This window comes from Mesorhizobium sp. M7A.F.Ca.US.002.01.1.1 (genome assembly GCF_004022955.1).
Lineage (GTDB): Bacteria > Pseudomonadota > Alphaproteobacteria > Rhizobiales > Rhizobiaceae > Mesorhizobium > Mesorhizobium ciceri.
Genome location: NZ_RZQE01000007.1, coordinates 1 through 22477, shown reverse-complemented (window position 1 = coordinate 22477; position 22477 = coordinate 1). Strand labels below are relative to the sequence as shown.

The following is a 22477-nucleotide window of genomic DNA, read 5'->3' as shown; positions in this document are numbered from 1 at the left end:
CCTACGCGGCTTTCAGGTTTTGTGCCCGACGCCGATCAAGCATGGCGAGCAACCGATTTTGTTCGTTGCCTACAATGGAAAGACCTTCGTCGATGCCCATGCCAGGCTTCGCGAGCATCATGTCCGCCTGTGTTGCCACCGAAATGTGAACCGTCGCTCGCGCGGAGAGATCCGTCTCGCTGCAGCTGCCTCCCACATAGGCGTCCACGTTGTTCTCTTTGCACAGAAGCACCGCACGGGCGCTGTCGGCGATCGAGCCCACGTCCGGCGTCTTGATCTGCACGAGATGGGTCGCCTTAGCCTCCGCAAACAGACGCACATCCTCTAAGGTGTTGCAGCGTTCATCGACAACGATGCGCGCACGTGACGCGCGCGCATTCAGAATGCCGACGATCTGCCCGTAATTTTCGACCTGCGCCGGCGTAGACCCGAAGTCGGCTGGCGATTCGATATTCACCGTGAACTCCGGAACCGCGTCAGCAACCTTACTGATGAAGTCGGCGATGCGCTGGACGTCGAGCCCGATCTCCATACCGATCCAGCCGTACACATCGAAATGCAGCACCGGAGAATAGTCTGGTTGGCCGATTTGCTTGACGCGGTGCGCCACCCATTTGACGAAATCCAGAAAGGTTTCTCCCCCAACGCCGAATTTGCTACGCGAGTTGATGAGGCCATGCGGGATCACATCCACCCCCTTCAGGATCATTTTATCGACATTGATTTCGCGCGCATCACCGCTCTGGCAATAAATTGGGACACGACGATGCGGCATGGATAGGCAAAATTCCGAACAAACCACCTCCGCCATGGTACGACGCGCAGCATGGGCAGCAGCGCTTAAAAGGGCTTGGCTGACCCCATATTCGATGCATAGTGGGAGTCGTTTCCCAGTATGGAGATCGAAGACACTGGAGCAGGCTGTCAAAAAGCTGGACGCATCAATGTTTAAGAGCCGCGGGACAACAACACGTGACGTGAGATCCATGATGGCTCCGACGTCAAACAGGGGGTCACGCCCGCCAGCCCCTGAGTATTGCACTCCCATCATATCGCCCCAGGCGACCATATCGTCTTCCAGGACAAGCCCGACGCTTAAGCAAGCTGCCGGAACACGGATATCACGGAAGCCGGGCGTCAATGGCTCGCCGACGTAAACAAAACCGTCCTGGCCAACCCCTGCCCTAATGGCAGCTTGATCGTCATAAAAGAAGGCGCCGTTGCCGGGCGTGAGAATGACGTCTTTGATCTGCACTGAATTATACTCGAGTTTGGCCAAGCTATGAGCTGCGGCCGGATTTGCGCGCTCTGTCCTAAGTTATGCCCCGTTCGGAATCGGTTTTGCCAATATAAAGCCCCGAACGTGCCCATCTCGTTTTAAGATACGATAAAGTTGTTTTACGGGCGTCAGCGGGGACGGCACCGTCCGCCTCCCCTCTTGGTCGCGGTGCGCCGGATCGTCGCCCCTGCTTCCATAACAGAAGCTAGGCGATCAATCCGTCCGGCCAGCTCCCATCTCGGACCGCCACTTTCAACCATGGTTAGTATAAACCAAGCGATCAAGGATCAAGCAATCTTTTTGGCATGATTTTGGAAGACAGGATCAGCCGCTGATCGATCCGAGGAGCTGGCCTATAAGCTCCAGTCGAGGCCAGTGCCTTCATACCGGAGTTACTACAGCTGGCCAAGGCGCGGCTAATCTGTACCTCTAGTTATGCAGCGGCCGCGCAAGGATGGCTACCCCTTCATTGCGGTCGACATGCGCGCCCGATCCTATGGCTAGGACGATTGATGGCCCAGGCGCTCGGATGTCAATGGACGGAGCGGAAACAGAATCCATAGAGTGTAGGATACCTATAAGATCTCCCGACCTCACTTCATCCAACACAGAGCAGCGAGGTTCGAAGATACCCTGCGCGGGCGATTTCAACTCGTCTGATATCAGCGTCTCAAGGGTCTGACTGGACCTTTTGTTACGGAAAGACACGTCCTCGACTTTTCCTTCGACGAGTCCAAGCATAACGAGCGCGTTGCGAACTCCAGCTTCATAAATCGCTAGAGCTTCTGCGCTAACCGTACCACCGCCGAATTCCGCGCAAACGAATACCTTCCCTAGGCTATGTGCCCAACTGTCGAACATCCCAGCCGTGTCGTCATGTTGCCAGAGCAATGTTACGGGCAGCTTAAATGCCGCTGCCATTGCGAGCGTCTTAGCCATGAGATCCGCATCAGCAATTGGATGCGTGATGACCGCCGGGGGAAAATCCCACGTTGGGCCGAAGCTGTGCAGATCGAAAACGATGTCGGCATTTGGCAACAATACGCGTGAAACCGCATCCGCGATTCGTTCCGTAACAGACCCGTCGGCACGGCCCGGAAACACGCGGTTCAGATTCAAACCATCAAGCGGAGTATTGCGGCTCCATGCTTGAACTGCCAATGGATTAAGCACTGGCAGCACGATGATCCTACCACTGGTTTGCGCTTGTGGCAGCCACTCGATAAGCCGCCGCGCGACTAATGGCCCCTCCATTTCATTGCCATGATTCCCACCGGTGATAAGAAGGCGCGGTCCATCGCCCTTATTAAGACTAAAAACCGGAAGCGAGAACTCTTCATGGTCGGCGCCTCCCGGCACAACGAGGTGTCCTCTGCTCACGCCATGCGCATCGAGATCAAACGTAAGATGTGGTGCTTCGTTCATTGCTTAACCTATTGCGGGTGATCTGGCGACTTTGACCGGGCATATGGTCTTGTACACGGCTATTTTTTTCGCCTGGAACTATGCACACGCGGTCACCACTTCGCCAATATAATGTCCGAGACGGCACCATCGCGTTTTCAGATGACCAGGGCTCGCTCTGCTGACCTGTCCCTTGGTTCGTCACCTTGATCCCGGTGCACTAAGGGAGGAGGAAGGTCAAAGTCGCGGTGGGTAGCCGATTTCAGAAATCGCGCGATCAGCCGGTTGACGTTGGCTAGCTGTTCGTTGTTCAGACGGGCGAAGGATCTGTGCGATCCGGTCAGCGCCGTTGACCTCGAATTCCATCCTGGCGCGCAGCAAGAGGATCGGCAGGTCTGAGCTTGCTGGCGAGCAAGGCCGGCCGATCCCAGACATAGTCCGAATCCTTGATCCGCATGTGCCAGATGATAATTGCAAGAGCTTTACTGGTTTCCGTTTTGGACCAGGTGGCCATTTTATCCGCCCGTTGAAGCCCCGAACAGATGCTTGTCGCCAGTCCGTAGGAATAGGTCGGACGCATCATCAGGAAGTGGATCTGCCACGCCAGTTAGGCAGCGGCTTCCTGTAATGTTCGCTGCATGCTCGGTCGAGAACGCCACCAGACGGCATAGAGGACAAGCATCCAGATTAAAGGCAGAAGCATCAAAAGAGAAGCGACTGCAGCAATCGTCGGGTCGATTTGGTGGCGGATATTCTCCAGCATCTTCAAGGGCAACGTCCGCACCGACAGACCGCCGACCAAAGACGTTATGACCGCTTCATCGAATGACTGGAGGAATGCGAACATGGCGCCGCCGATCACTCCCGGCCTGATTAACGGCAGTGTTACGCGAAAAAACGTTTGCAGTGGTCCGGCACGCATACTCTTGGCCGCCTGCTCTAACGTCCGATCGAAGTTGGCCAACGTCGCAGAAACGATCACCACCACAATTCCAACAGCGCCGATACTGTGAGCGAGGGCGATACCACCCTTTGTGCCGATTAGACCAATCTGGATGAGACCCAGATAAGTCGCGATACCGACCACGATAACTGGAAAGGTGATAGGCGTGATTATGATCATTGTCAGCACGCCGCGAAGTCTTGCGCTTATTCGGCTCAATCCGAAAGCAGCAAGTGTTCCCAATAGAGTAGAAATAACAGCTACCTCGACACCAATCTCGACGCTGGTCCAAGCTGCTCCGCTCCAAGATGCATCGCCGAAAAACGAGCGATACCATTGAAGCGACAGGCCCGAAGGCGGAAATTGCAAAAATGCCCCGGAACTGAACGACATGATGACAACGATTATCCCTGGGAATAAAAGAAAGGCCATCACCAAAACGATAAAAACGATCGCGACGACTTTAGGCCATCGCCTTTCCGCCCCAGGCACGTAGCGCCGTCCCGTCCACCGTTTGACACGATAGGGACGCAGAATTTCGCTGAAGTTTCGTTTGATAACAAGAACAATGGGTAGTCGGGACATCGAGCCCTTCGGAGCTCGAGTTTGGCTTTGCTCTTGTTTGCCGGAGAGGTCAAGCCCGACCATGGAAAGCACCACAATGGCAAACCCGAGAAGGATGAAGGACGCAGCGGCAATGCGCGGAATATCGAACGAGCTATTCACCTCGGCCGCAATGAAGGTTGAAAGCATGGCATCGCGCAATCCCCCAAGTGCCGCCGGCGTGATATAGAATCCTAGGCAGAACACAAAAACTAGGAGCGAGCCACTCCGTGCGCCTGGAATGCTAAGGGGGAGAAATACACGCCTGAAAGCGGTGAAAGGTCCCGCTCCCATACTGCGTGCAGCAGCCATCAAGGACCGATCGATCCCCATCATCGCACTAACCAAGGGAAGTATCATCATCGGCAGCATGATGTGGACCATGCCAATATAGACCGCGGTTCGGTTATAGATGAGTTGCAGAGGTCGATCGATCAATCCGACGTCCAGCAAGATGTTGTTGATGACCCCGCGATCCCCAAGAATAACAATCCATGCGTAGGTACGCGCCAGCCCACTGGTCAAATAGGGGATGATCACGAGAGCGATGAGCGTCATGCGCAGAGTCTTGGATGCCGTGACGATCAGATACGCGGTTGGATAGCCTACGATTAAGCAGATGGCAGTTGCGACCAGACTTATTTCTATCGTTTGAAAGAGCACCCGCACATTAGCTGGCTGGGCGAAAAACGCTCCGTAGTATTGGAACGAGAAATCGGGGGCATTGACACTGCTTAGGAAAAGCAAGGTTATAGGGGCACCGAAAACCACAAGCAAAAGCGCGAACGCGGGCGCGGTTAACCCAAGTGGCACCTTGGCCATTCTGCGCAAAAGCTTCATGGATATCCCTTATCAATCGCTTATGGCGAAACGAAGCGAATGTCTGACCGCAGCCACGTGAGGCAAACCTCCTCGCCTGGCTGGAAAACAGGTTGGTCTGCCGCGACATGTTCCCGGACGATGAGAACATTGTTGCCAACGCGAACATGGTATTTTCGCAGAGGGCCGGCAAAAATCATATCGTCGACCGCACCGGCAACATATTGCCGCTGGTCCGTTTGAGCCCACTCCGCAGTCTTCGGAAGTACACTGATGCGCTCTGGCCTTATCATCGCAACGGTGCCGATTTGCGGCGCGTTGCCCCCTCTGGCCAGCAACAAGGCATCCTCGAGAATGTTCGCCTCACCCAGAAATTTAGCGACAAAGCACGATGATGGCCGATCATAGAGGGCCTCTGGTGTATCGATTTGCTCGACACGTCCTGCGCGCATTACAACAATCCGGTCTGACAGAGTAAGCGCCTCCTCCTGGTCATGCGTAACGCACACCGTCGTGATACCGAACTCCTTGTGCAAGCTCTTCATCTCGATCTGCATCTGCTCACGCAGGTTACGGTCGAGTGCGCCAAGCGGTTCATCAAGTAATAGGAAGGGTGGATCGGCAATCAGCGCGCGGGCTAGCGCCACGCGCTGCTGCTGACCGCCACTCAATTGGGATGGCATGCGACCGCCGAATTCCCCTAGATGCACGCGCTCAAGCATACGGGCTACCCGAACCTTCCTCTGATCGGGAGCCATGCCCCGCATTTCGAGAGGGAATTCCAGGTTTCGAGCCACTGTGAGATGCGGGAACAGCGCATAGCTCTGGAACACAATTCCTTGATCGCGCCGGTAGGACGGGACCGAAGCCACTGAATGGCCGGCGATCATAATATCACCCGAACTCGGGGCCTCAAAGCCGGCCAAGAGCATCAGGGTAGTGGTCTTACCCGAGCCGCTCGGGCCGAGAATCGTCAAGAACTCGCCGCGACGCACGGTCAGCGACAGATCCCTGACCGCCGGAACACTCCCGTACATCTTGGTAACACTGCTGAACTGAATTTGTGGCACCGATTGGTTCACATCTGCAGCGTCAACTTCCGAACGGGGGGCGGTATTCATTGCGTGCATGTTCACTGTGGCTCCTCCACCATCGCTGGCGTGCATTAGCAGGCATTTGCCGTACCTTCTGCCGTCGTACCCGATGCCGTGAGCGGAGAGGCTAGTGGGCTACCCCGCTCCCCGTCACATTTTCAGCATCAGTTTCGACTTTAGCCCGGTATGGAGTTACCCCGACCGGACTTTCGCACTTCAACCAACCCTACTGCAGGATCCACTCATTCCACCGCTGGATAAGCATCTCAGTGTTGGAAACACCGCTGGGGCCTACCTCATTGTACCATTTGCCGTTGATGGAAACGCTGCTCTTGATGTAATCTGGGTGGGTAGGGAGCTTGCGCGCAACTTTCTCGGGAAGAAGTTTGAACGCATTGCCGTTGCTTGGTCCCTCAGGAAACAATTGGCAAAATGCTGCCTGACGTTCCGCGCGAGTGGCGAATTCGATAAACTTCTGCGCAGCCTTCGCGTTGGGTGAACCCTTTGGAATGACCCAATAATCCCACTGCAGCTTCGCCTGGTTTCGATTGATCTCCGTCGCGGCGCCCTGATCGATCAACAGTAGAGCTCTTCCGTCATACGATTGAGCGATGTCAACGACCTTATCATGCAACATCTGTTGAATCTCTGATCCGCTGCTCCACCACTTACGGATGTGCGGCTTTATTTTGTCCAAACTGGCAAACACCCGGTCGATATCCATCGGGTAGAGCTTATCGGGAGATACACCGTCCGCTAACAGGGCCTCTTCCCAGGGTCCTTCTGAACCAAACTGGCCGGACACCAAGGTGCGAACGCCGGGAAACTTATCAGCATCCCAGAATTCAGCCCAGTTTGTCGGCCGGGGTTTATCAGCTGGGAATACGTCTGTGCTATATACCATATTATATGAGTAAATCAAATTTGCCACGCCAAACGGTTGCTTGGCAAATTCATAAATTCCGTCTAGCTCTTCTTTCCTGAACAAGGAGTAATCAATTTCTTCAAGAATTCCTTTCTTAGCTGCGACCAAGCCGGACCCTTGCGTAAGCGCCCCGACATCTACCGTGACATTGCCCGATTTTACCATCAACTCGACCTGTCCCATACCCATGTCGTCGGTGATTGGGTTGACCTTGATACCGGTCTCAGCTTCAAATGGCTTAGCGTAAGCCTCAATGTTAGCCTTTCCCCAATCGCCGCCGCCTAGCACTACGTTGATCTGGTTGGGTGTTTGGGCCGCAACGCGGCCCGCAATTGAAGACAGAGCGCCAGCCGCCATGGCGGTCGATGTCGCCTGCAGCAATCGTCGGCGATTTATTTCGTATTTCATGTCGTTACCCTCTTCTTGTGATCTCAGCCTTGATTAGCCAAGGTTGTTTTGCTTGGACAATGTCATGGTGCTAGAGCAGCCTCGGCCAAGTTGACCCAGTATCCAATGCCGTATGGCAGTGCTTCATCGTTAAAGTCGTAGGTTGGATTATGGAGAGCAGCAGTCGATCCATTTCCAAGCAGTATACATGCCCCCGGCCGCGCCTCTAGCATGTACGCGAAGTCCTCTGACCCCAAACTAGGTTTGACTTTGGGGTTCACCGATGAATGGCCGACCAGAGCACGCGCCACCTCTGTTGCCCGACGCGTTTGATCGGGATGATTGACAGTGAGGGGCTCCAGGCGGCGATGCTGAAACTCGACCTTCGCCCCGGAAGCGCGTGCAATATTTTCCGCGCACGCCTCAATCTGTTTTTCAGCGAAGTCGCGCAAAATCGGTGACAGTGTCCTGACTGTTCCGGCAATCTCCGCGCGTTCGGGAATGATGTTGTAAGCTTGTCCGGCGTTCAGCTTTGTGACGGAGATCACCAGGGACTCGGTGGGGTCCGTGTTGCGTGAGACTAGTGTCTGCAAGCCTAAAATGATCTGAGCTGCAACAACGACGGGGTCAATTGTCAGATGGGGAGCGGCCGCGTGACCCCCTCTGCCTTTGACCACAATATCGAACTCGTCGAGCGCGGCAAAAATCGAACCTTCGCAAATGCCGAACGCACCAACCTCCATGCCTGGCCAATTGTGCATGCCAAAGACCTGAGATATCCCGAAACGGTCCATGATCCCCTCCTGGACCATTCTTTGGCCGCCGCGGCCATCTTCCTCGGCAGGTTGGAAGATCAGGGCAACGGACCCTTTGAAGTTCCGGGTCGCGGCGAGGTATTTCGCGGCGCCAAGGAGCATTGCAGTATGCCCGTCGTGACCACACGCGTGCATCTGTCCGGACCTTTTCGACGTCCAAGGTTTGCCTGAAGCTTCGAGTATAGGCAGAGCGTCCATGTCGGCCCGCAACCCGATAGTGGGCCCATCTCCGAGTTGACCTTGGATCAACGCAACCACGCCGGTTTCAGCTATCCTGCACTCGATGTGGTTAATCCCGAAGGAAGCCAGCTTTTCCGCCACAAATGCCGCTGTGTCATTCACCCGATAGTCAAGCTCCGGATTCTCGTGCAGGTACCGGCGCCAAGTCATCGCTTCGATCTCGATCTCCTTGAACCTGTCAACGCCAACCATAGGCACGTTCCCGCATTTGAGTAATTTGGATCAGGCGCCGGTGCGTAATTAATGATCGATGCCACCGGTGTTTTCGTCAAATGCAGTTTGGATATCGTAACCATCTAGAACCGAGATAGCCCCGCGTTCAGGCCTCGGTGTTGGCGCCGGCGACTGCGACCCGATAACAAGCCGTTTGCCCTCAAATGGATAAGCTTCGGCCTTAGAGGACCAGCTGCGAAGTGCTGGCAATCATAAACTCTGGCTCTGCTGGCAACGGCCAATGGCAAAGGTCTGAGTAGGAAGAGCTGTCACCATCGCGACACTCCTCCCCCTCCCACGACCTACTTTCCAGGACTGCATGCGCTTTGCCACTCAATCCGCAAACCGCAGACCCTAGGCGGCGTGGACAAATTCGATGTTAGCAGGGTCGCTTTCCTGCGATCGGGTTGTTAGCATTGGGAATGACACTGGAAGAAGAGAGCGAACGAGCTACGTCGATGCTGATTGGCAAGGTTGTTCGCCGTGTCATGCGCCACCGCGATGGAGAGGTGGTGATCGAGTTTGAGGATGGCAGCCGATTTTTCGCGGATAGCGACAGCCCTCTCGAACTGTCCATCACCTTGGCGGAATAGTATATCCGCCTTACGGAATTTCGGACGTCGATGCGATTGACGTAGCCCAAGAGGATTGATTCAAGGCTGCTTTTTGGAGGCAGGTTTGAGCAGGGGCGATCTCACCGAAGCAGAATGGCGTGTTCTCAAGGGCTTGCTGCCCATCGACCCTGACAAACGCGGCCGAGGTAGACCTCCCAAGCAGAATCGTTCGATCATCAACGGCATTCTCTGGCGGCTCCGCTGCGGCGCTCCATGGCGGGATGTCCCGCCCAAATACGGCAGTTGGAACACCATCTATCGTCGGTTCCGACGCTGGAGCGAGGCCGGGGTCTGGGAGACCGTGGCGGTAATGCTCGCCGAGGTCATGGCGGACAGCGGCCACTACAGCATCGACAGCACCACAGTTCGCGCCCATGTCTCGGCAGCGGGCGGAAAAGGGGGACTCGTGCACCGGACGCCTTCCTTGCGGACAAGGGCTACGATGCCGATACCATTCGCGCCGATCTCGCCGAGCGGAAGATTAAACCCGTCATACCCGGCCGATCAAACCGCCGCGTGAAGATCGAGTATGACCGGGCGCTCTACAAGCAGCGGAACCGAATCGAGCGCATGTTCGGCCACCTCAAAATCAACCGGGCCATTGCCACCCGCTACGATCAATTGGCCAATAGCTTCCTCGGAATGGTCTACCTAGCCACCGCCAGATACTGGCTCAAATTTGTCCACGCCGCCTAGCATCACGCCCGATAAAGTGTTGGCGGGATTTCGCTCAGGAGTTCCGCGCCGCGCTCTGTCACGAGCACGTGTGCGCCGGCACCAAATAGGTAGCCACTTTCGCTGCACAAAATGTTTGGCATGTGCAGGGTCATGCCAGCTCGGAGTGGTTCATTTACATCGGGCTCCAGGCTTAGGTCGCCGCGCTCAGTCCAATTGATGCCAGTTTGGTATCCTGTTCGTTGGCGGAAGACGCCCTTGCGTCCAGATCGCTTCAACACCTCGCCCCCAGCAGCGTGAACGTCCGCCGGCGTAGCACCTGGTCGAATCGAGGAGACAAGGGCCGCAATGACCTCTTCAGCCAAGCCGTGCAAAGATTCGGTTTCGGGATGTTTGCCAAGGACTGCGCATCGAACCATTCCCACTGTATACCCGTGTTTCGAAGCCCCTATCTCCAGAAAGGCAGGTTCGTTGTTGCTGAGAGGATGATGGGTCGCTGGCGCATGGGGCAACTTCACTCGCTCTCCAAACAAAATGGTACCCGGCGCAAGCCCGATATCCCCAGCGGCGTTGCTGGGGTCGTTTGTTACCGCCGCAGCTAGGGCCGCTGCCATTTCGATCTCCGTAATGCCGGGACGAAGCGATTGCTGAAAGGTTCGAATTGCCACGTCAGTGAGTCGAACAGCATCGCGCATACACGCCAACTCAAGTTCTCCTTTCACTGCTGACACTGACGAGACCAGTCGGGTGACGTCAGTAATCTTCAGATCCGGGAGCTGGTCTTGGACTGCGCGCACGTCGGCGGGCGCGAGATTCCAGCAGCCAAGCTCGAAACCGACTCGCTTATTGTCCAGTCCGAGTCGACGCAATACATCGGCGCAGACCCTGCCAAAATCAGGCTGATGTGTATAGGTTTCAATTTCCTCGATGCAGCTATATGAACGTACTGCCTGCTCGTCATATTCTCGGACAACAAATATCGGGACCCGACCCGGCATCAGAATAAGAGGGAAAGGCGCGAAATATCCACCGCTCCCATCGTAGCCGCTGAGATACTTCAAGTGGCCGTGCGCCGTTACTACGATTGCGTCCAAGCCTGCCGTAGCAACCGCATCCAGCACATTGTTTTGCCGGCGCTCATACTCTGATATCGGAAACGGTACACCAGTCAGAGGAATTGCGGAGCGTGTCGTCGCCATATCTCACCTCAATCAGTGTGTCGTGGTTTGGTTGCGCAAAACGCGCGATCGCGTCCATGTTCGAAATTGAACAAAAGCTTCGCCGGCTCATGCGGGGTGACAATCCCCTTTCCTGGCGGCTAGCGTCAAATGCTGTTTTTATATCGGCTGCATCTCGCAGCGAGATGCGCATAGTGCCTTCATCGGCCGCTCAATGCAGGCAACGCTGGTCTCCGACAGCTTTGTTCTCGCCAGAGGATCGCCGACAAAGGCGCCGAGTTGCTCGGCAAGCTCGTCAGCCTCGGCCAGAAGAACCATGCTGACGACCTTGAGCTTGGCAGCGAGTCGGCGCGCCTTCGCATTCTTGCCGGCGAAGCCGCCGACGCCGGGGGAACTGTGCCGGCGCCACGCAACAGCATGTTTGCACTGATGTAAGGCCGCTGCGACACCAGCGACGGCTCTCCGCCGCCACCTCCGCATCTCGCTACCAGATGACACTAATACAAAGACTGCATTTGGCGCATCCGACGTGTAAGAGGATCGTGTCGCGCGAAGTGGTTAAGCTTGGCGGAACCGAATCGGTCGGAGCAATGAGCAAAGCGGCGGGCGCAGATGCGGATGTAGTTTCGCCGAAGACGTTTGCGCCGCTCAGGAATACGACATTTCGCTCAATCTGGTTTAGCCTCTCAAGTCTCTTCCCTTGGCTGGCTGATGCAGACCGTTGCTATCAGCTGGCTAATGGCAACGGTTCCGACCTCCGATCTGATGGTTGCGCTCGAGCAGGCTTCGTCTAACCTGCCCGCTTTCATTTTGTCCATTTTCGCTAGGGGTTCTCGCCGACAACTTCAGCCGTCGAAGAGTCATGTTCGCCGGCCGATGCCTAATGGTAATAGCATCCGCGATGCTACGGCTTCAGTGGTGCTGGGCTTTATCGCCCCGTGGATGATCTTCGGCTTCAGCTTCTTGATCGCAAGTGGTGCCGCGCTCAACGATACCGCCTGGCAGGCTTCTGTTGGCGATATTGTGGACCGACGCGAAGTTCCCGCTGCCGTCACCCTCCTCTCCATTGGCTTCAACACTGCACGGACCGTGGGACCGGCGCTCGCGGCATCATGATTGCGTCGTTCGGACTTATGACGGCTTTCGCTATGTTTACACTCACCTATATGATCCCTTTGGTCACCATATGGCGATGCAAATGGAAGGTTCGCTCCTCACTTCTCCCACGTGAGTCAATGAGGACGGCCATCTATGACAGGCTGCGCTTCACAGCGATGTCATCGGAAATCAAGACGGCGATCGCCCGCGGAACCTTCTTTGGCCTGTCGGGCATCGCCATACTCGCACTGCTGCCATTGGTTGTCCGCGATCAGCTGGGCGAAGGACCGCTCGCCTATGGCACCATCATCGCCGGCTTCGGCACAGGCGCCGTCATGGCTGGCGTCGCCAACAGCCTATTAAGACGGAGCTTGTCAGAAGAGCAACTAATGACGCTGGCATGCGTCGCCTGTGCGGCGTGCTCCCTTTTTCTGGCACTGCCTCTTCCATTGCGAGCGGCGTCCTGTTTCCCCTTCGCGAGGGTCGCGAGGCCGAGCCCGACCCTTTGGAGGAATTCGACGCGCCGGCAGTCGCCCTCAGTCTCAAGCCGAGAAGCGGCCCCATCGTGGTCAAAGTCGAGTACCTCATACTCGTGGAAAATCTAGAAGAATTCCTCGCCATGCGCGGGTGCCGGCATGTACAGAGTCGCGTTGGTGCTCGGCACTGGACTCTCCAGCGCAACCTTCAGGAGCCTGTGCTATGGACGGAGACATTCCGTACGCCGACCTGGACCGACTACCTTCGCCTGAATCATCGCCTTACCGAGGCCGACAAGGAACTGGACGAGAGAATCATCCTCCTCCACAAAGGAAAGCATTCTCCACGAATAACATTGTCAATCGAGCGCCCCACGAGTGCTCCACGCAAGCCTGAGTCATCAACGCCTTTTTTCCCCCGCCATTCAACGAAACGGCCAGCGTGCCACCGCAGGCTGAATGAAGATACATAAGAAGGCACGTCAACTGCTAACCACATCGGGCGGGCAACAAGCATCGCCGCCTTCGGGTATATGACAGACAGAATGTAGCGGACTTGAAAAATGAAAGGCGCTCACCCACCGCCAACATTTCTCGGCTGGTTCCCGGCATTCAAGGTCCTGCGGCTATACGCGAAGGCGGCAAGCCGCGTTGAAGTCGTCGATATTCAGTCGCATCGAAGGACAATGACGTGTTGCCCTGATGCCACTCTCTGCGAGGTTAGCTTGTTTCTCGGATGAGGAGACAGACAATGGTCTGCCCCCTGAAAGGTCCTCCCTGAGGTATGTGTCCATTCTTGAACTCGGCTCGACAATGATAGCGAACCCTGTTGACCGTCGCACTGTCAGTCTCGAATCAAGTGCTCTCCTACAGCAGATGCGATTATCGCCAATGCGTACTGGTAGCGCCCGAAGCGCGCGTTATCGGCAGCCGCCGAGGGCCGTGATGCGGCCGCGATCGAGCCTTGTAGTAACAGACGCGCTCTCCGGTGGTCGGGCCAGCACCTTACCCCTCTTCCCTATGGCCCCAAGGCAGAGCAATTGCCAATGCGGGACATCCCGCTTCTAAGTCTCCTGCAACATTATTGGAGGCCGCGACGGCCCTGCTCGTGACGATCAGGGGTGGTCGCCGCACACCAGCGGGATCATTGCCCCACAAGCGCATCCAGATTCCGGCCGGGCGTTCCGCTGTCAATATCAAAGTCGGCCGGCGGGCGCTAAAGTGTCGATCCTCACCTTGCCGCCAGGTGAGTTCGACCGATATGTTCCTGCTACAATGGTAAGCGGCCTATACTGTCGCATCCTCAACAGTCAGCGGGAGACAGGACGACCCTATGTTCGAGCTCCCTCCGTATGGACTCCTCTGAATATAACAAGGGCTTGTATTCGCCCCGTTGCCAATCGTGATTGAGGTCACGATAATGACTTGAGATCGGAACACCCGACTGACCTGGATTGTTAATAAAGAGACTGTCATCCCATGACCCAACGTCCATGATTATCCGCACTGACGGTCCTTCTGAAACAGAGAATTGGCCGCTTCGGTAACTCGAAAAATTGAGCGTTGAGCTACTTCCGCCGAGGGCTATGGCGCCCAACGACCATTGTTCAGACGTCAGTGCCTGCAGAGGGTGGCGCAAATCAAGCTTATGTATACTGCCCCATGCCCATGAGGCAGAATCGTCGCCAAATCGACATATGCATTCACTCCAGGCAGAAGTTAGGGATTCCATTATGGAATGCTTCAACTTTTCACTAGGCTCTGCCTGTTCGAGCCAAGAGGCTATGGCCGAAGGCTGTAAAGGCACGAGCAGTGCCAACACTTCATCGTCAGCGCTTTCTAAGCGAGCTACTGTCGGGCCAAGGTGTTTGCTAAGCCAAATCTCAAAGAACGCGGCGGCTGGCGAACTCGCATCCAAATGCCGGTCCCAGTTAGAAAATAAGTGCAACGCAGGCATGTTTGCAACCGAACCGAGAAGAGTGTCTAGTTTCGCAAGAATACGAACTGCTATCGGCGAATACACCGAACATTGCAGCGACATGCAGTCCCGCAACGAGATCTTCTCTGATCGTGAGAGAGTTGTATGAAGGGTATCATGTCTGCTGCTGTCAGACCACTCGTAGCCAAAAGCAGGATGCGATCTACTCCATTCCTCCGGAACATTCATTGCGTTGGCAGTGGCGACAAAACCTTTGGCGGGGTTCATCTCGAACGGCCCATCGTCCGGTGACAAATACCCTTCCCATTCGAACCGACCGTCTCCTGGAACCGGAAGCAGGCCGTCCCAATTTCTTCGGACCGGAGCCGCACCTGACGGTTTCCACGCAATTACATTCGACGTGTCCGCATAGATGTGATTAACTGAAGGACAACCCCAGTTTGCTAGACTGGAGGTGTATTCTGAAAATGTCTTAGAGCGCATTACGGCCAAGCTGGCCATGTAAGGTGCCATGCCGGGATCCATCCATACGGTTCTCAGTGCGAAGGCGCGGTCTTTTTCAGCATTTTGGTTTAAAATGGGTCCATGGCGTGTGAACTGAAGCTTTACCTCCTGGTCGGTGTGGGCGCGAACTGGAATTTTCTCGTGTATAGTCTTCACCTGCTCCCAGGCCCCTTTATATAAGTATTTATTTCCCTCACTCTTGGTTTCGTAAACATAAATATCTTCTTGGTCAGCGCCGAAAATAGTCAGACCAAAGGCGGCTGTCCCGTTGTGACCCATGGAGATTCCTGGGATCATAGGCTCTCCAGCGCCAATTACATCGAGCCCGGGCATACTCAGGTGTACAAGATACCTGATGGACGGAAGGACGTGCTTGCGATGCGGGTCTAGAGCAAGGATTGGTCGCTCCGTTGTGGTTTTTGTTGCGGATATGGCCCAGTTGTTTGAGCCCTCTTGGAACACCGTCTGCATGATCTCATCACTCGGTGTTACGCGGGTCCAACGGTCAGCTTCCTGAAGACTTGCTGCAAGTCTTTCCCTCGAGAATGAGACGGGACAGATTGCCAAGCGAAAATCCTGCAGTACTCGATCTGTCATAAAGGCGAGGTCAAGGCCCTCCGCTGGTCGTGGCGCTATCGGAGGTGACAATTCTTGTCTCAACCTGTCGAGGCGGGTACCTCGTTCCACACCTGCCAATGCCATCACCCTGCAGCGCAGAAGCTCCGAAATCGCATTTCGGGTTAGTGAGTGCGTTCGCACGCGAACGACGTCTTCGGGTTTCCAATAGTCGGGAGTGTGACCGAGGAGGCCAAACTCGGGTGGCAAGGCAATCAAACCGTCATGGCAACTGTCTACGTAGGAATTGATCCCCTCGGCAAACGCTGAGCATATCTCTTCGGAATCCGGGCCGTACGCCTGCCATTCTGCACTCATGGCTCCGCGAAATAAAAAGAGACGCGCCGCCCGATCCTGCTCCAAATATCCGGGGCCAAAGTCTCGTGACAGGAGACCGAGACCTCGTTTGCGCGCAATATCAATTTGCCAGAGGCGGTCTCGAGCTGCATTCCAACCCTGCGCGAAAAATAGGTCGTGCAAGTTCTGAGCCTTGATATGAGGAACCCCCCATTTATCAATGTCGATCGTGACCTCACTCTTAAGCTTGTCGGAGCTGTGGCGGTCGAAGGTTATGTTCTTTAACATGTGTTGATCCGTTTGGTTCACCCAAAGATGGTCGGGAATCTGCCAGAGGACGACGTCTGCAGATTGTGGTCGGTTGCGGGCAGAGGGTTGAGGCCGCACTCTTGCAACCTGATCATGTGTGGCGAGCCAATCCTCAGCGCGCCTGGACGCGAACTGGCACGGTGGGCTGCGCACAAGCTCAGCGGGATCCTACTCTCGCGCTTCCGGGAACGAGGCGCTTGCCGAGAACGCTCTGATGTATGTCAGCCAATACGTACGAATACAATATCCGCACATGTTGTCTCGCTGGCCTGAGGCAACGCATTCGATACACAGTAACTCGGTCGAACGGCCTCGTTGAAGGATGGCTCCCTCAATGCGACAAGATCTGGCTGAGAAACAATTTCGTTCTTTCGTGCTGCGGGTTTCTGAAGAAGTCGTGCGGTGTACCCTCTTCGACGATCTCACCTCGATCCATGAAGATTACTCGATCGGCCACGGCGCGCGCAAAGCCCATCTCGTGGGTGACGCATACCATGGTCATGCCGTCGCGTGCGAGTCCGGTCACAGTCTCGAGCACTTCAGCGACCATCTCTGGATCGAGCGAGGAGGTCGGCTCATCGAAGAGCATGACTGCAGGCTCCATACAGAGGGACCGGGCAATTGCGACGCGCTGCTGCTGTCCCCCGGAGAGCTGAGCCGGATATTTGTTCGCCTGTTCGGGAATGCGCACGCGCTCTAGGAATTTAAGCGCGATCTTTCTAGCCTCACCCTCTGGAACGCCCTTTATCCACATCGGCGCCGCCATACAGTTCATCAGCACGGTCATGTGCGGGAAAAGATTAAAGTGCTGAAAAACCATGCCGACGCTTTTGCGAACTTCAGCTACGTTGCGCATTTTGTTATGTAACCTAATCCCAGTGACGGTAATCTCGCCATCCTGGTGCGCTTCGAGCCGATTGACGCAACGGATCAGCGTCGACTTTCCCGAGCCTGAGGGCCCACAGATGACGATACGTTCGCCCTTGCGGACGGTTAGGTTGATGTCAGTTAGTGCTCTGAAGGCACCATACCATTTGGATACATTCTTAGCTTCGATGACTTCGTCGCTCAATATTGCATCTCTCTTGTTCATTGGCGCATCTGTAAGTGCCTTGAAAATGGCCGAACCAACTTAGACGTCTTTTTTAGCTTGACCAATGAATTCACGATCATCGCTTCTTACTTCTGGCAAAATGGTCCTCGATCCGGGATTGGACCAGTTCCAGGCAGGCGGATAAAATCCAATAAATCATTGCCGCTGTTACTAGCATCTCCATAGTATGGAAGGTTGGCTGGCCGAGTGAGTGAGCTAGATACGTCAGCTCCCAAACGCCAAGAACCGAAACGAGAGAGCTGTCTTTGAGCATTGAGATGAACGTGTTTCCCATCGGGGGAATGATAACCGGAAGCGCTTGCGGCAGAATGATTCTGCGCATTGTGAGCGCAAAGCCGAAACCTAATGACCGGGATGCCTCCCACTGGCCGCGATCGATGCTGGCTATGCCCGAACGGAAGATCTCCGTCATGTAGGCACCACTGCATAGCGAAAGCGCCAACACGCCTGCAGGCACGGCATTAATAACGTAACCTACCTGGGGCAAGCCCATGTAGATCAGATAAACCTGCATGAGAAGCGGCAGACCCCGGAAGCATGAAGTGTAGAAGCTGACTATCGCGTAAGCCATGCCGTTGCTTGACAGTTTCGCAATCGCGCCGATTATTGCGATAGCCGACGCAAATAGCAGTGACATCGCTGATACGTAAACTGTAGTAACTACCCCCTGCGTAATTAGAAATGGCAGGTTTGCCCAAATAAATGGCATGCTTAAGTCAAATGCCGCGAAGAGCGAAAGGAACAGTAGCACCAACTCAAACCATACGATCCCGATTTGGATTTTGAGCGGGACAAAACCAATCAGCACGAGGTTGAGGCAGAACATTGCGGCAATTACAAAAGCGATCGCAATGCGACTGTAAAACTTCACTTGTGCGTGATCGCCAATCACGGGCCGTAGGAGTTCGCCCATCGTGGTGCCCGCTACGTTGAAGATAAGAAAAACCGCGAGCACAATTGCAAATATGCAGCCGATAAACCATGGCTTGTGGACGAGCACCTCAGATTCAACTGTATCGTGGTAAAGCATAAGCATTTTCTTCCTAAGAAGAGGCGCCCCCGGGAAGGGGACGCCCACGATTGTGTCATGTTATTTATCGACGCTGAAATCCCCCCCGAACCACTTGACCGAGAGTTTAGCAAGAGTGCCGTCATCCTTCATCTTCTTGACCGCGGCAGCGACCTTGTCGATAAACTCCTTATCGCCACGCTCGATTGTGACAGCGCCCGGGGCGTAGAATAAGGGATCGCCAATAACCTTCAATGGATAGCCAGATTTGATTGCCGCAGCCGCCGTCGTTCCTTCAGTAATGACGCCATCGAGACGAACACCATCGCCGAGGCGCAGGTCGTCAAGCGTAAGAGAGTTAGCACTTGGATAAGCCTTCACTTGGCCCGCTGTAAATTGATATTGTATTGGCTTAGCGCCGATCCATGCCGGTGTGAGCTTGTGATTGGCATACAAATCGCCAAGAGTTCCCGCTCGGACGCCGACGATCTTGCCCTCCAGGTCGGAAGGCTTCGTCGCTTTGCTATCCTTGTGAACGACAGCGACTTCGCCTTCGTAGAAGTACATGGCCGGGAAGGCGAATTTTTTGGCGCGATCGTTGGTCGGCGTCATTTGACCCATGGCCATGTCCCAACGCCCCCCCCACTGGCCTGCCTGAATGATATCCCAGCCCGGGGTCACGAATTTGATCTTCACGCCCAAGTAGTCCGCAATGCCCTTCGCGACCTCTACATCATCACCGTCGAGTTCATGTTGGTCGTTCAAGTGAGACAAGGCTCCCCAGTCGGACCCGACCGCTACCGTCAATGTCTGTGCCGCGAGCACACGATCAAGGACTTCGCCGGCGCAAGCCTTGGCTGACAAAGACATCGACGCAACCGCCATGGAGACTGCAACTACGACCGTCGTTACATGATTGTTCATCTATAGTTCCCTTTTTTCTCGTTCTTATTTTCTTGAAAGCTACCTTCGTCGCCACCGAGAGGAGTGTCTTAGCGGTGCGCCATTGCTCCCTGCTGATTGGACCCATCCCGGTCCGTCATTTAACGAACGACACCTTATCGCTCTGCATTGTTGGCATTCAGCGAAATCGAGTTCGATGATGCAGGTTTCCTGCGAACTACCCTTGGCTTTCGCCGGATCGCTCTGGCGATTTCACAAAGCACGGATACCCTGGCCTCAGAGAGGTCGGCGAACTCGCCAACTCGCTGGACTCCGAAGGCTGCAGATTGCATCGCCACAAGACGTCTTGTTTGGAAGGATCTAAACTGGACTGGCGCGTTGAATTACACCTTGCAGGGCTGACTCTGGTCACGTGGGAACTGCGGTCCAAGCCCCTCTCTCTCCCTAATCTCGACCTCCCTAATCTCGACCTCCCTAATCTCGACGACCTCTTCGCCGGCCGTGTGCGCACCCGCTACTCAACCGTCGGGGCGCTCGAGGAAGAATGCTTCTCTGCCGACATCGTGGTCGGGGCCGTGCTGATCGCCGGTGCTGCCGCGCCAAAGCTCGTCACCCGCGAAATGATGTCCGGCATGAAGAAGGGCTCGGAGCTGGTCGACGTCGCTATTGACCAGGGCGGTTGCTTCGAGACGTCGCATGCGACGACTCAAGCCGAGCCCACCTACGAAGGCGACGGCGTTATCCACTATCGCGTCGCCAACATGCAGAGTCGCCCATGCCATTTCGCGATTTCTTGCCTTGCGAGTTCGCACGTATCCCTCTGGGTCAACATCGTTGATAGACCAGAGAATTTTTGACTCATCGTAGCTCGGACAGCGGAGACGCGTTACAATTGTCAACCCGTTCGGACCCGGTTTAATCGAGATGTACTCGGCATACTGCGCATGATGGCTCATGCCTCTTGTAGCTGGAAGCGTTCGGCAAGTTAGGTCCTACTTGCCACGCGAGAGCGGGGCCGCAAGTATGCGCCGGCCGCAATACAACGCTGATTTGCTGCGTTGTCGAGGACATTTCGCATAGAATGCGCGCCTGCCGCTGCTATGATCATAACATGTTGTGATTTAGTCCAGTCCGAACTCCCGAGGTTGGGTCGCAACTCTCGATAGCCAGCTGGCGCCGGGGGCGCCTAGGCATGAAATTGGATCCCATGTATGACAGAATTCAAACAACGGCAAACCGTCGGTAACGCGTCGGAGAGCGTACTCGAATTCGACGGACAGCAATACCTGGACGGCCGTGCATCGGATCCTCGCGAATTTGGCTGGATGCGCGGTGCGCCGCCGCCGCCAGACAAGCGTGTAACATTCGAGAATGAAACTGTTTGGACCTTTCCTCAGCTTCGCTGGTCGCTATCGCATATGCGTGAGCTGCGGCCCACAGTCCAAGTGTGGCGAGGGCGGGGCGGACCGTCGCAGCTTGAGTGCAGCAACAGGTCTACCGAAATCGATGGGCTCACGTTCGTCGACATGGACGACCGCACCAACCGGTTCGAGGAGGCGCTATTCGACACCTACACCGACGGCATTTTGGTCCTGCATCGGGGGCGGATCATATACGAACGATACTTCGGCGCACTCGCGCCGCACGTACAACATTCGTGTCAGTCAATCACCAAATCGTATGCGGGCACCCTAGCCGCGGCGTTGGTGCATGAGGGCATTCTCGACGACAGGAAGACAATATCGCAGTTTGTGCCGGAATTACGAGGTACAGGGTGGGAAGATGCAACGCTCCGCCAAGTCATGGACATGCAAACTAACGTTGCTTTTACTGAAGATTACACAAGTGTAGACAAGTCATATAGATGCGAATACCTGCGTACCATACGAAAGGAAGGGGCGCACGGCAAATTTGTCTACAAAGGCGTCGATACCAATGTTATGGCTTGGGTTATGTCGCGCGCAACGGGCCGGTCGTTCGCACAACTGTTGGAGGAGCGCTTATGGTTGCCACTGGGCTGCGAAGAAGACGCCTATGTCGAGATCGACCCGACAAACGGTATGCCGAGGGCGCATAGCGGACTCAATGTGACGTTGCGCGACTTGGCGCGTTTCGGCGAGCTGATGCGATGTGAAGGCTCGTGTAATGGCAAGCAACTGGTTCCCGCGAGTGTTGTCTACGACCTTCAAGATCTCGACCACCCCGCCAAGCCGGACCTCCCATTCGGCTATACATACCGAAGCCAATGGTGGGTATCACACGACGAGCTTGATGCTATTGAAGGTCGGGGCCTTTACGGCCAGAACCTGTACATAGCGCCAAAGGCGGAGATGGTGATTGCGCGCTTCGGGTCGCACCCCGCTTGCGACCACATTGATCGGATTAGAAGGCCGCAGATGCAGGCATTGGGGAGGATGCTCCGCGCGTAACTTGATGCACTAGACGGTCACCGCGCTTGTTTAGGAATTTCCTGCAAATTCGCGGTTGAAGAACTGGGGCGCCTACGCCGAATTCCTGCGTTCGGCTAGGGGGCAATTGGCGCAAAAGGCCTGTAGACGCTGCTACGCTTATGAAGTAAATACCAGAAGCCTCGCTTCCCATATGCATAATGCAGACCGATCTGGCTCGCTTTTGCTGAGGAAACAATGATCACCGAACATTGCATATTGATTGGGGCCGTCGCGACTTTGTATTGCGAGAATGGAACCGGTGGACCTATTGTATTCTTGCATGGTGCCGCTTTCGGGCTTATCCGTCAGCTTGACCTGAAACAAAACCCAACCCAAACATCAACGAGACCCAGGATCAGACCGAAAAATGGCCGCCTTCAAATCGGAATGCTGGCCGGAATGAAATCGGAATGACTGGCCGGCTTCAAATCGGAATCGGTGGCCGGCTTCATCGGAATACGCAGGCAATGGTATCGGCATCAGTGGCAGCGCTCTTGCGCTGCTTCTGGACGGTGAGATCGGCGGTTACCTTGGAAAACCGGGCGACCAGCGCCTTTAGCCGCTGCTGGGCCGC

At 55.3% G+C, this 22477-nt stretch carries 15 protein-coding genes and 3 pseudogenes; 6 read left to right on the top strand and 12 right to left on the bottom strand.

Going from position 1 to position 22477, the window contains the following annotated elements:
• Window position 1: 1 nt before the first annotated feature.
• The 7 genes from EN932_RS02050 to EN932_RS02020 form a co-directional block, all read right to left on the bottom strand.
• Entirely contained in the window at window positions 2–1255 is a 1254-nt protein-coding gene (locus EN932_RS02050) for a methylaspartate ammonia-lyase (RefSeq protein WP_063170371.1), read from the bottom strand.
• A 453-nt stretch (window positions 1256–1708) separates the two neighbouring features.
• On the bottom strand, window positions 1709–2704 hold the full coding sequence (locus EN932_RS02045) for a succinylglutamate desuccinylase/aspartoacylase family protein (protein ID WP_063169313.1): 996 nt from the start codon (window positions 2702–2704) through the stop codon (window positions 1709–1711).
• A gap of 319 nt (window positions 2705–3023) precedes the next feature.
• The gene (locus EN932_RS02040) at window positions 3024–3197 is read right to left on the bottom strand and encodes a hypothetical protein (RefSeq protein ID WP_164548525.1); all 174 of its coding nucleotides are present in this window, start codon (window positions 3195–3197) and stop codon (window positions 3024–3026) included.
• Window positions 3198–3290: 93 nt separating this feature from the next.
• Complete coding sequence (locus tag EN932_RS02035; RefSeq protein ID WP_063169314.1) at window positions 3291–5069, bottom strand: ABC transporter permease subunit; 1779 nt, start codon at window positions 5067–5069, stop codon at window positions 3291–3293.
• 20 nt (window positions 5070–5089) lie between these two features.
• Entirely contained in the window at window positions 5090–6178 is a 1089-nt protein-coding gene (locus tag EN932_RS02030; protein WP_224570037.1) for an ABC transporter ATP-binding protein, read from the bottom strand.
• A 190-nt stretch (window positions 6179–6368) separates the two neighbouring features.
• Window positions 6369–7475 carry an ABC transporter substrate-binding protein gene (locus tag EN932_RS02025; RefSeq protein WP_063169315.1) on the bottom strand — a complete coding sequence of 369 codons (1107 nt, stop codon included), beginning with the start codon at window positions 7473–7475 and terminating at the stop codon, window positions 6369–6371.
• Window positions 7476–7537: 62 nt separating this feature from the next.
• Window positions 7538–8701, bottom strand: a complete 1164-nt coding sequence (locus EN932_RS02020; RefSeq protein WP_063169316.1) for a M20 aminoacylase family protein — start codon at window positions 8699–8701, stop codon at window positions 7538–7540.
• 443 nt (window positions 8702–9144) lie between these two features.
• Here EN932_RS02020 and EN932_RS37865 point away from each other — a divergent pair, with 443 nt between their 5' ends.
• Together EN932_RS37865 and EN932_RS02015 are read left to right on the top strand one after the other, a co-directional pair.
• Complete coding sequence (locus EN932_RS37865; RefSeq protein WP_164548526.1) at window positions 9145–9315, top strand: hypothetical protein; 171 nt, start codon at window positions 9145–9147, stop codon at window positions 9313–9315.
• Window positions 9316–9400: 85 nt separating this feature from the next.
• Window positions 9401–10032, top strand: a pseudogene (locus EN932_RS02015) (IS5 family transposase).
• Window positions 10033–10034: 2 nt separating this feature from the next.
• On the opposite strand, the gene EN932_RS02010 reads toward EN932_RS02015, so the two are convergent.
• Entirely contained in the window at window positions 10035–11210 is a 1176-nt protein-coding gene (locus EN932_RS02010; RefSeq protein ID WP_063169317.1) for a Xaa-Pro peptidase family protein, read from the bottom strand.
• Window positions 11211–11468: 258 nt separating this feature from the next.
• Here EN932_RS02010 and EN932_RS37860 point away from each other — a divergent pair, with 258 nt between their 5' ends.
• Both EN932_RS37860 and EN932_RS02000 read left to right on the top strand, forming a co-directional pair.
• Entirely contained in the window at window positions 11469–11624 is a 156-nt protein-coding gene (locus EN932_RS37860) for a hypothetical protein (protein WP_164548527.1), read from the top strand.
• 155 nt (window positions 11625–11779) lie between these two features.
• Window positions 11780–13236: pseudogene (locus EN932_RS02000) on the top strand (MFS transporter).
• Window positions 13237–14066: 830 nt separating this feature from the next.
• On the opposite strand, the gene EN932_RS01995 reads toward EN932_RS02000, so the two are convergent.
• The 4 genes from EN932_RS01995 to EN932_RS01980 form a co-directional block, all read right to left on the bottom strand.
• On the bottom strand, window positions 14067–16406 hold the full coding sequence (locus EN932_RS01995; RefSeq protein ID WP_063170375.1) for a penicillin acylase family protein: 2340 nt from the start codon (window positions 16404–16406) through the stop codon (window positions 14067–14069).
• 352 nt (window positions 16407–16758) lie between these two features.
• Window positions 16759–17502, bottom strand: coding sequence for an amino acid ABC transporter ATP-binding protein (locus tag EN932_RS01990; protein WP_135921822.1), 744 nt, complete (start codon window positions 17500–17502; stop codon window positions 16759–16761).
• A 94-nt stretch (window positions 17503–17596) separates the two neighbouring features.
• The gene (locus EN932_RS01985) at window positions 17597–18571 is read right to left on the bottom strand and encodes an amino acid ABC transporter permease (RefSeq protein ID WP_063170377.1); all 975 of its coding nucleotides are present in this window, start codon (window positions 18569–18571) and stop codon (window positions 17597–17599) included.
• A gap of 60 nt (window positions 18572–18631) precedes the next feature.
• A complete protein-coding gene (locus tag EN932_RS01980; RefSeq protein ID WP_063169318.1) occupies window positions 18632–19474 on the bottom strand; it encodes a transporter substrate-binding domain-containing protein in 843 nt (280 codons plus the stop codon).
• 458 nt (window positions 19475–19932) lie between these two features.
• Between EN932_RS01980 and EN932_RS01975 the strand changes: the two are divergent.
• Together EN932_RS01975 and EN932_RS01970 are read left to right on the top strand one after the other, a co-directional pair.
• Window positions 19933–20310 (top strand): annotated as a pseudogene (locus EN932_RS01975) (alanine dehydrogenase); the annotation flags it as partial.
• A gap of 354 nt (window positions 20311–20664) precedes the next feature.
• Complete coding sequence (locus tag EN932_RS01970) at window positions 20665–21882, top strand: serine hydrolase (RefSeq protein ID WP_063169320.1); 1218 nt, start codon at window positions 20665–20667, stop codon at window positions 21880–21882.
• Window positions 21883–22477 lie beyond the last annotated feature (595 nt).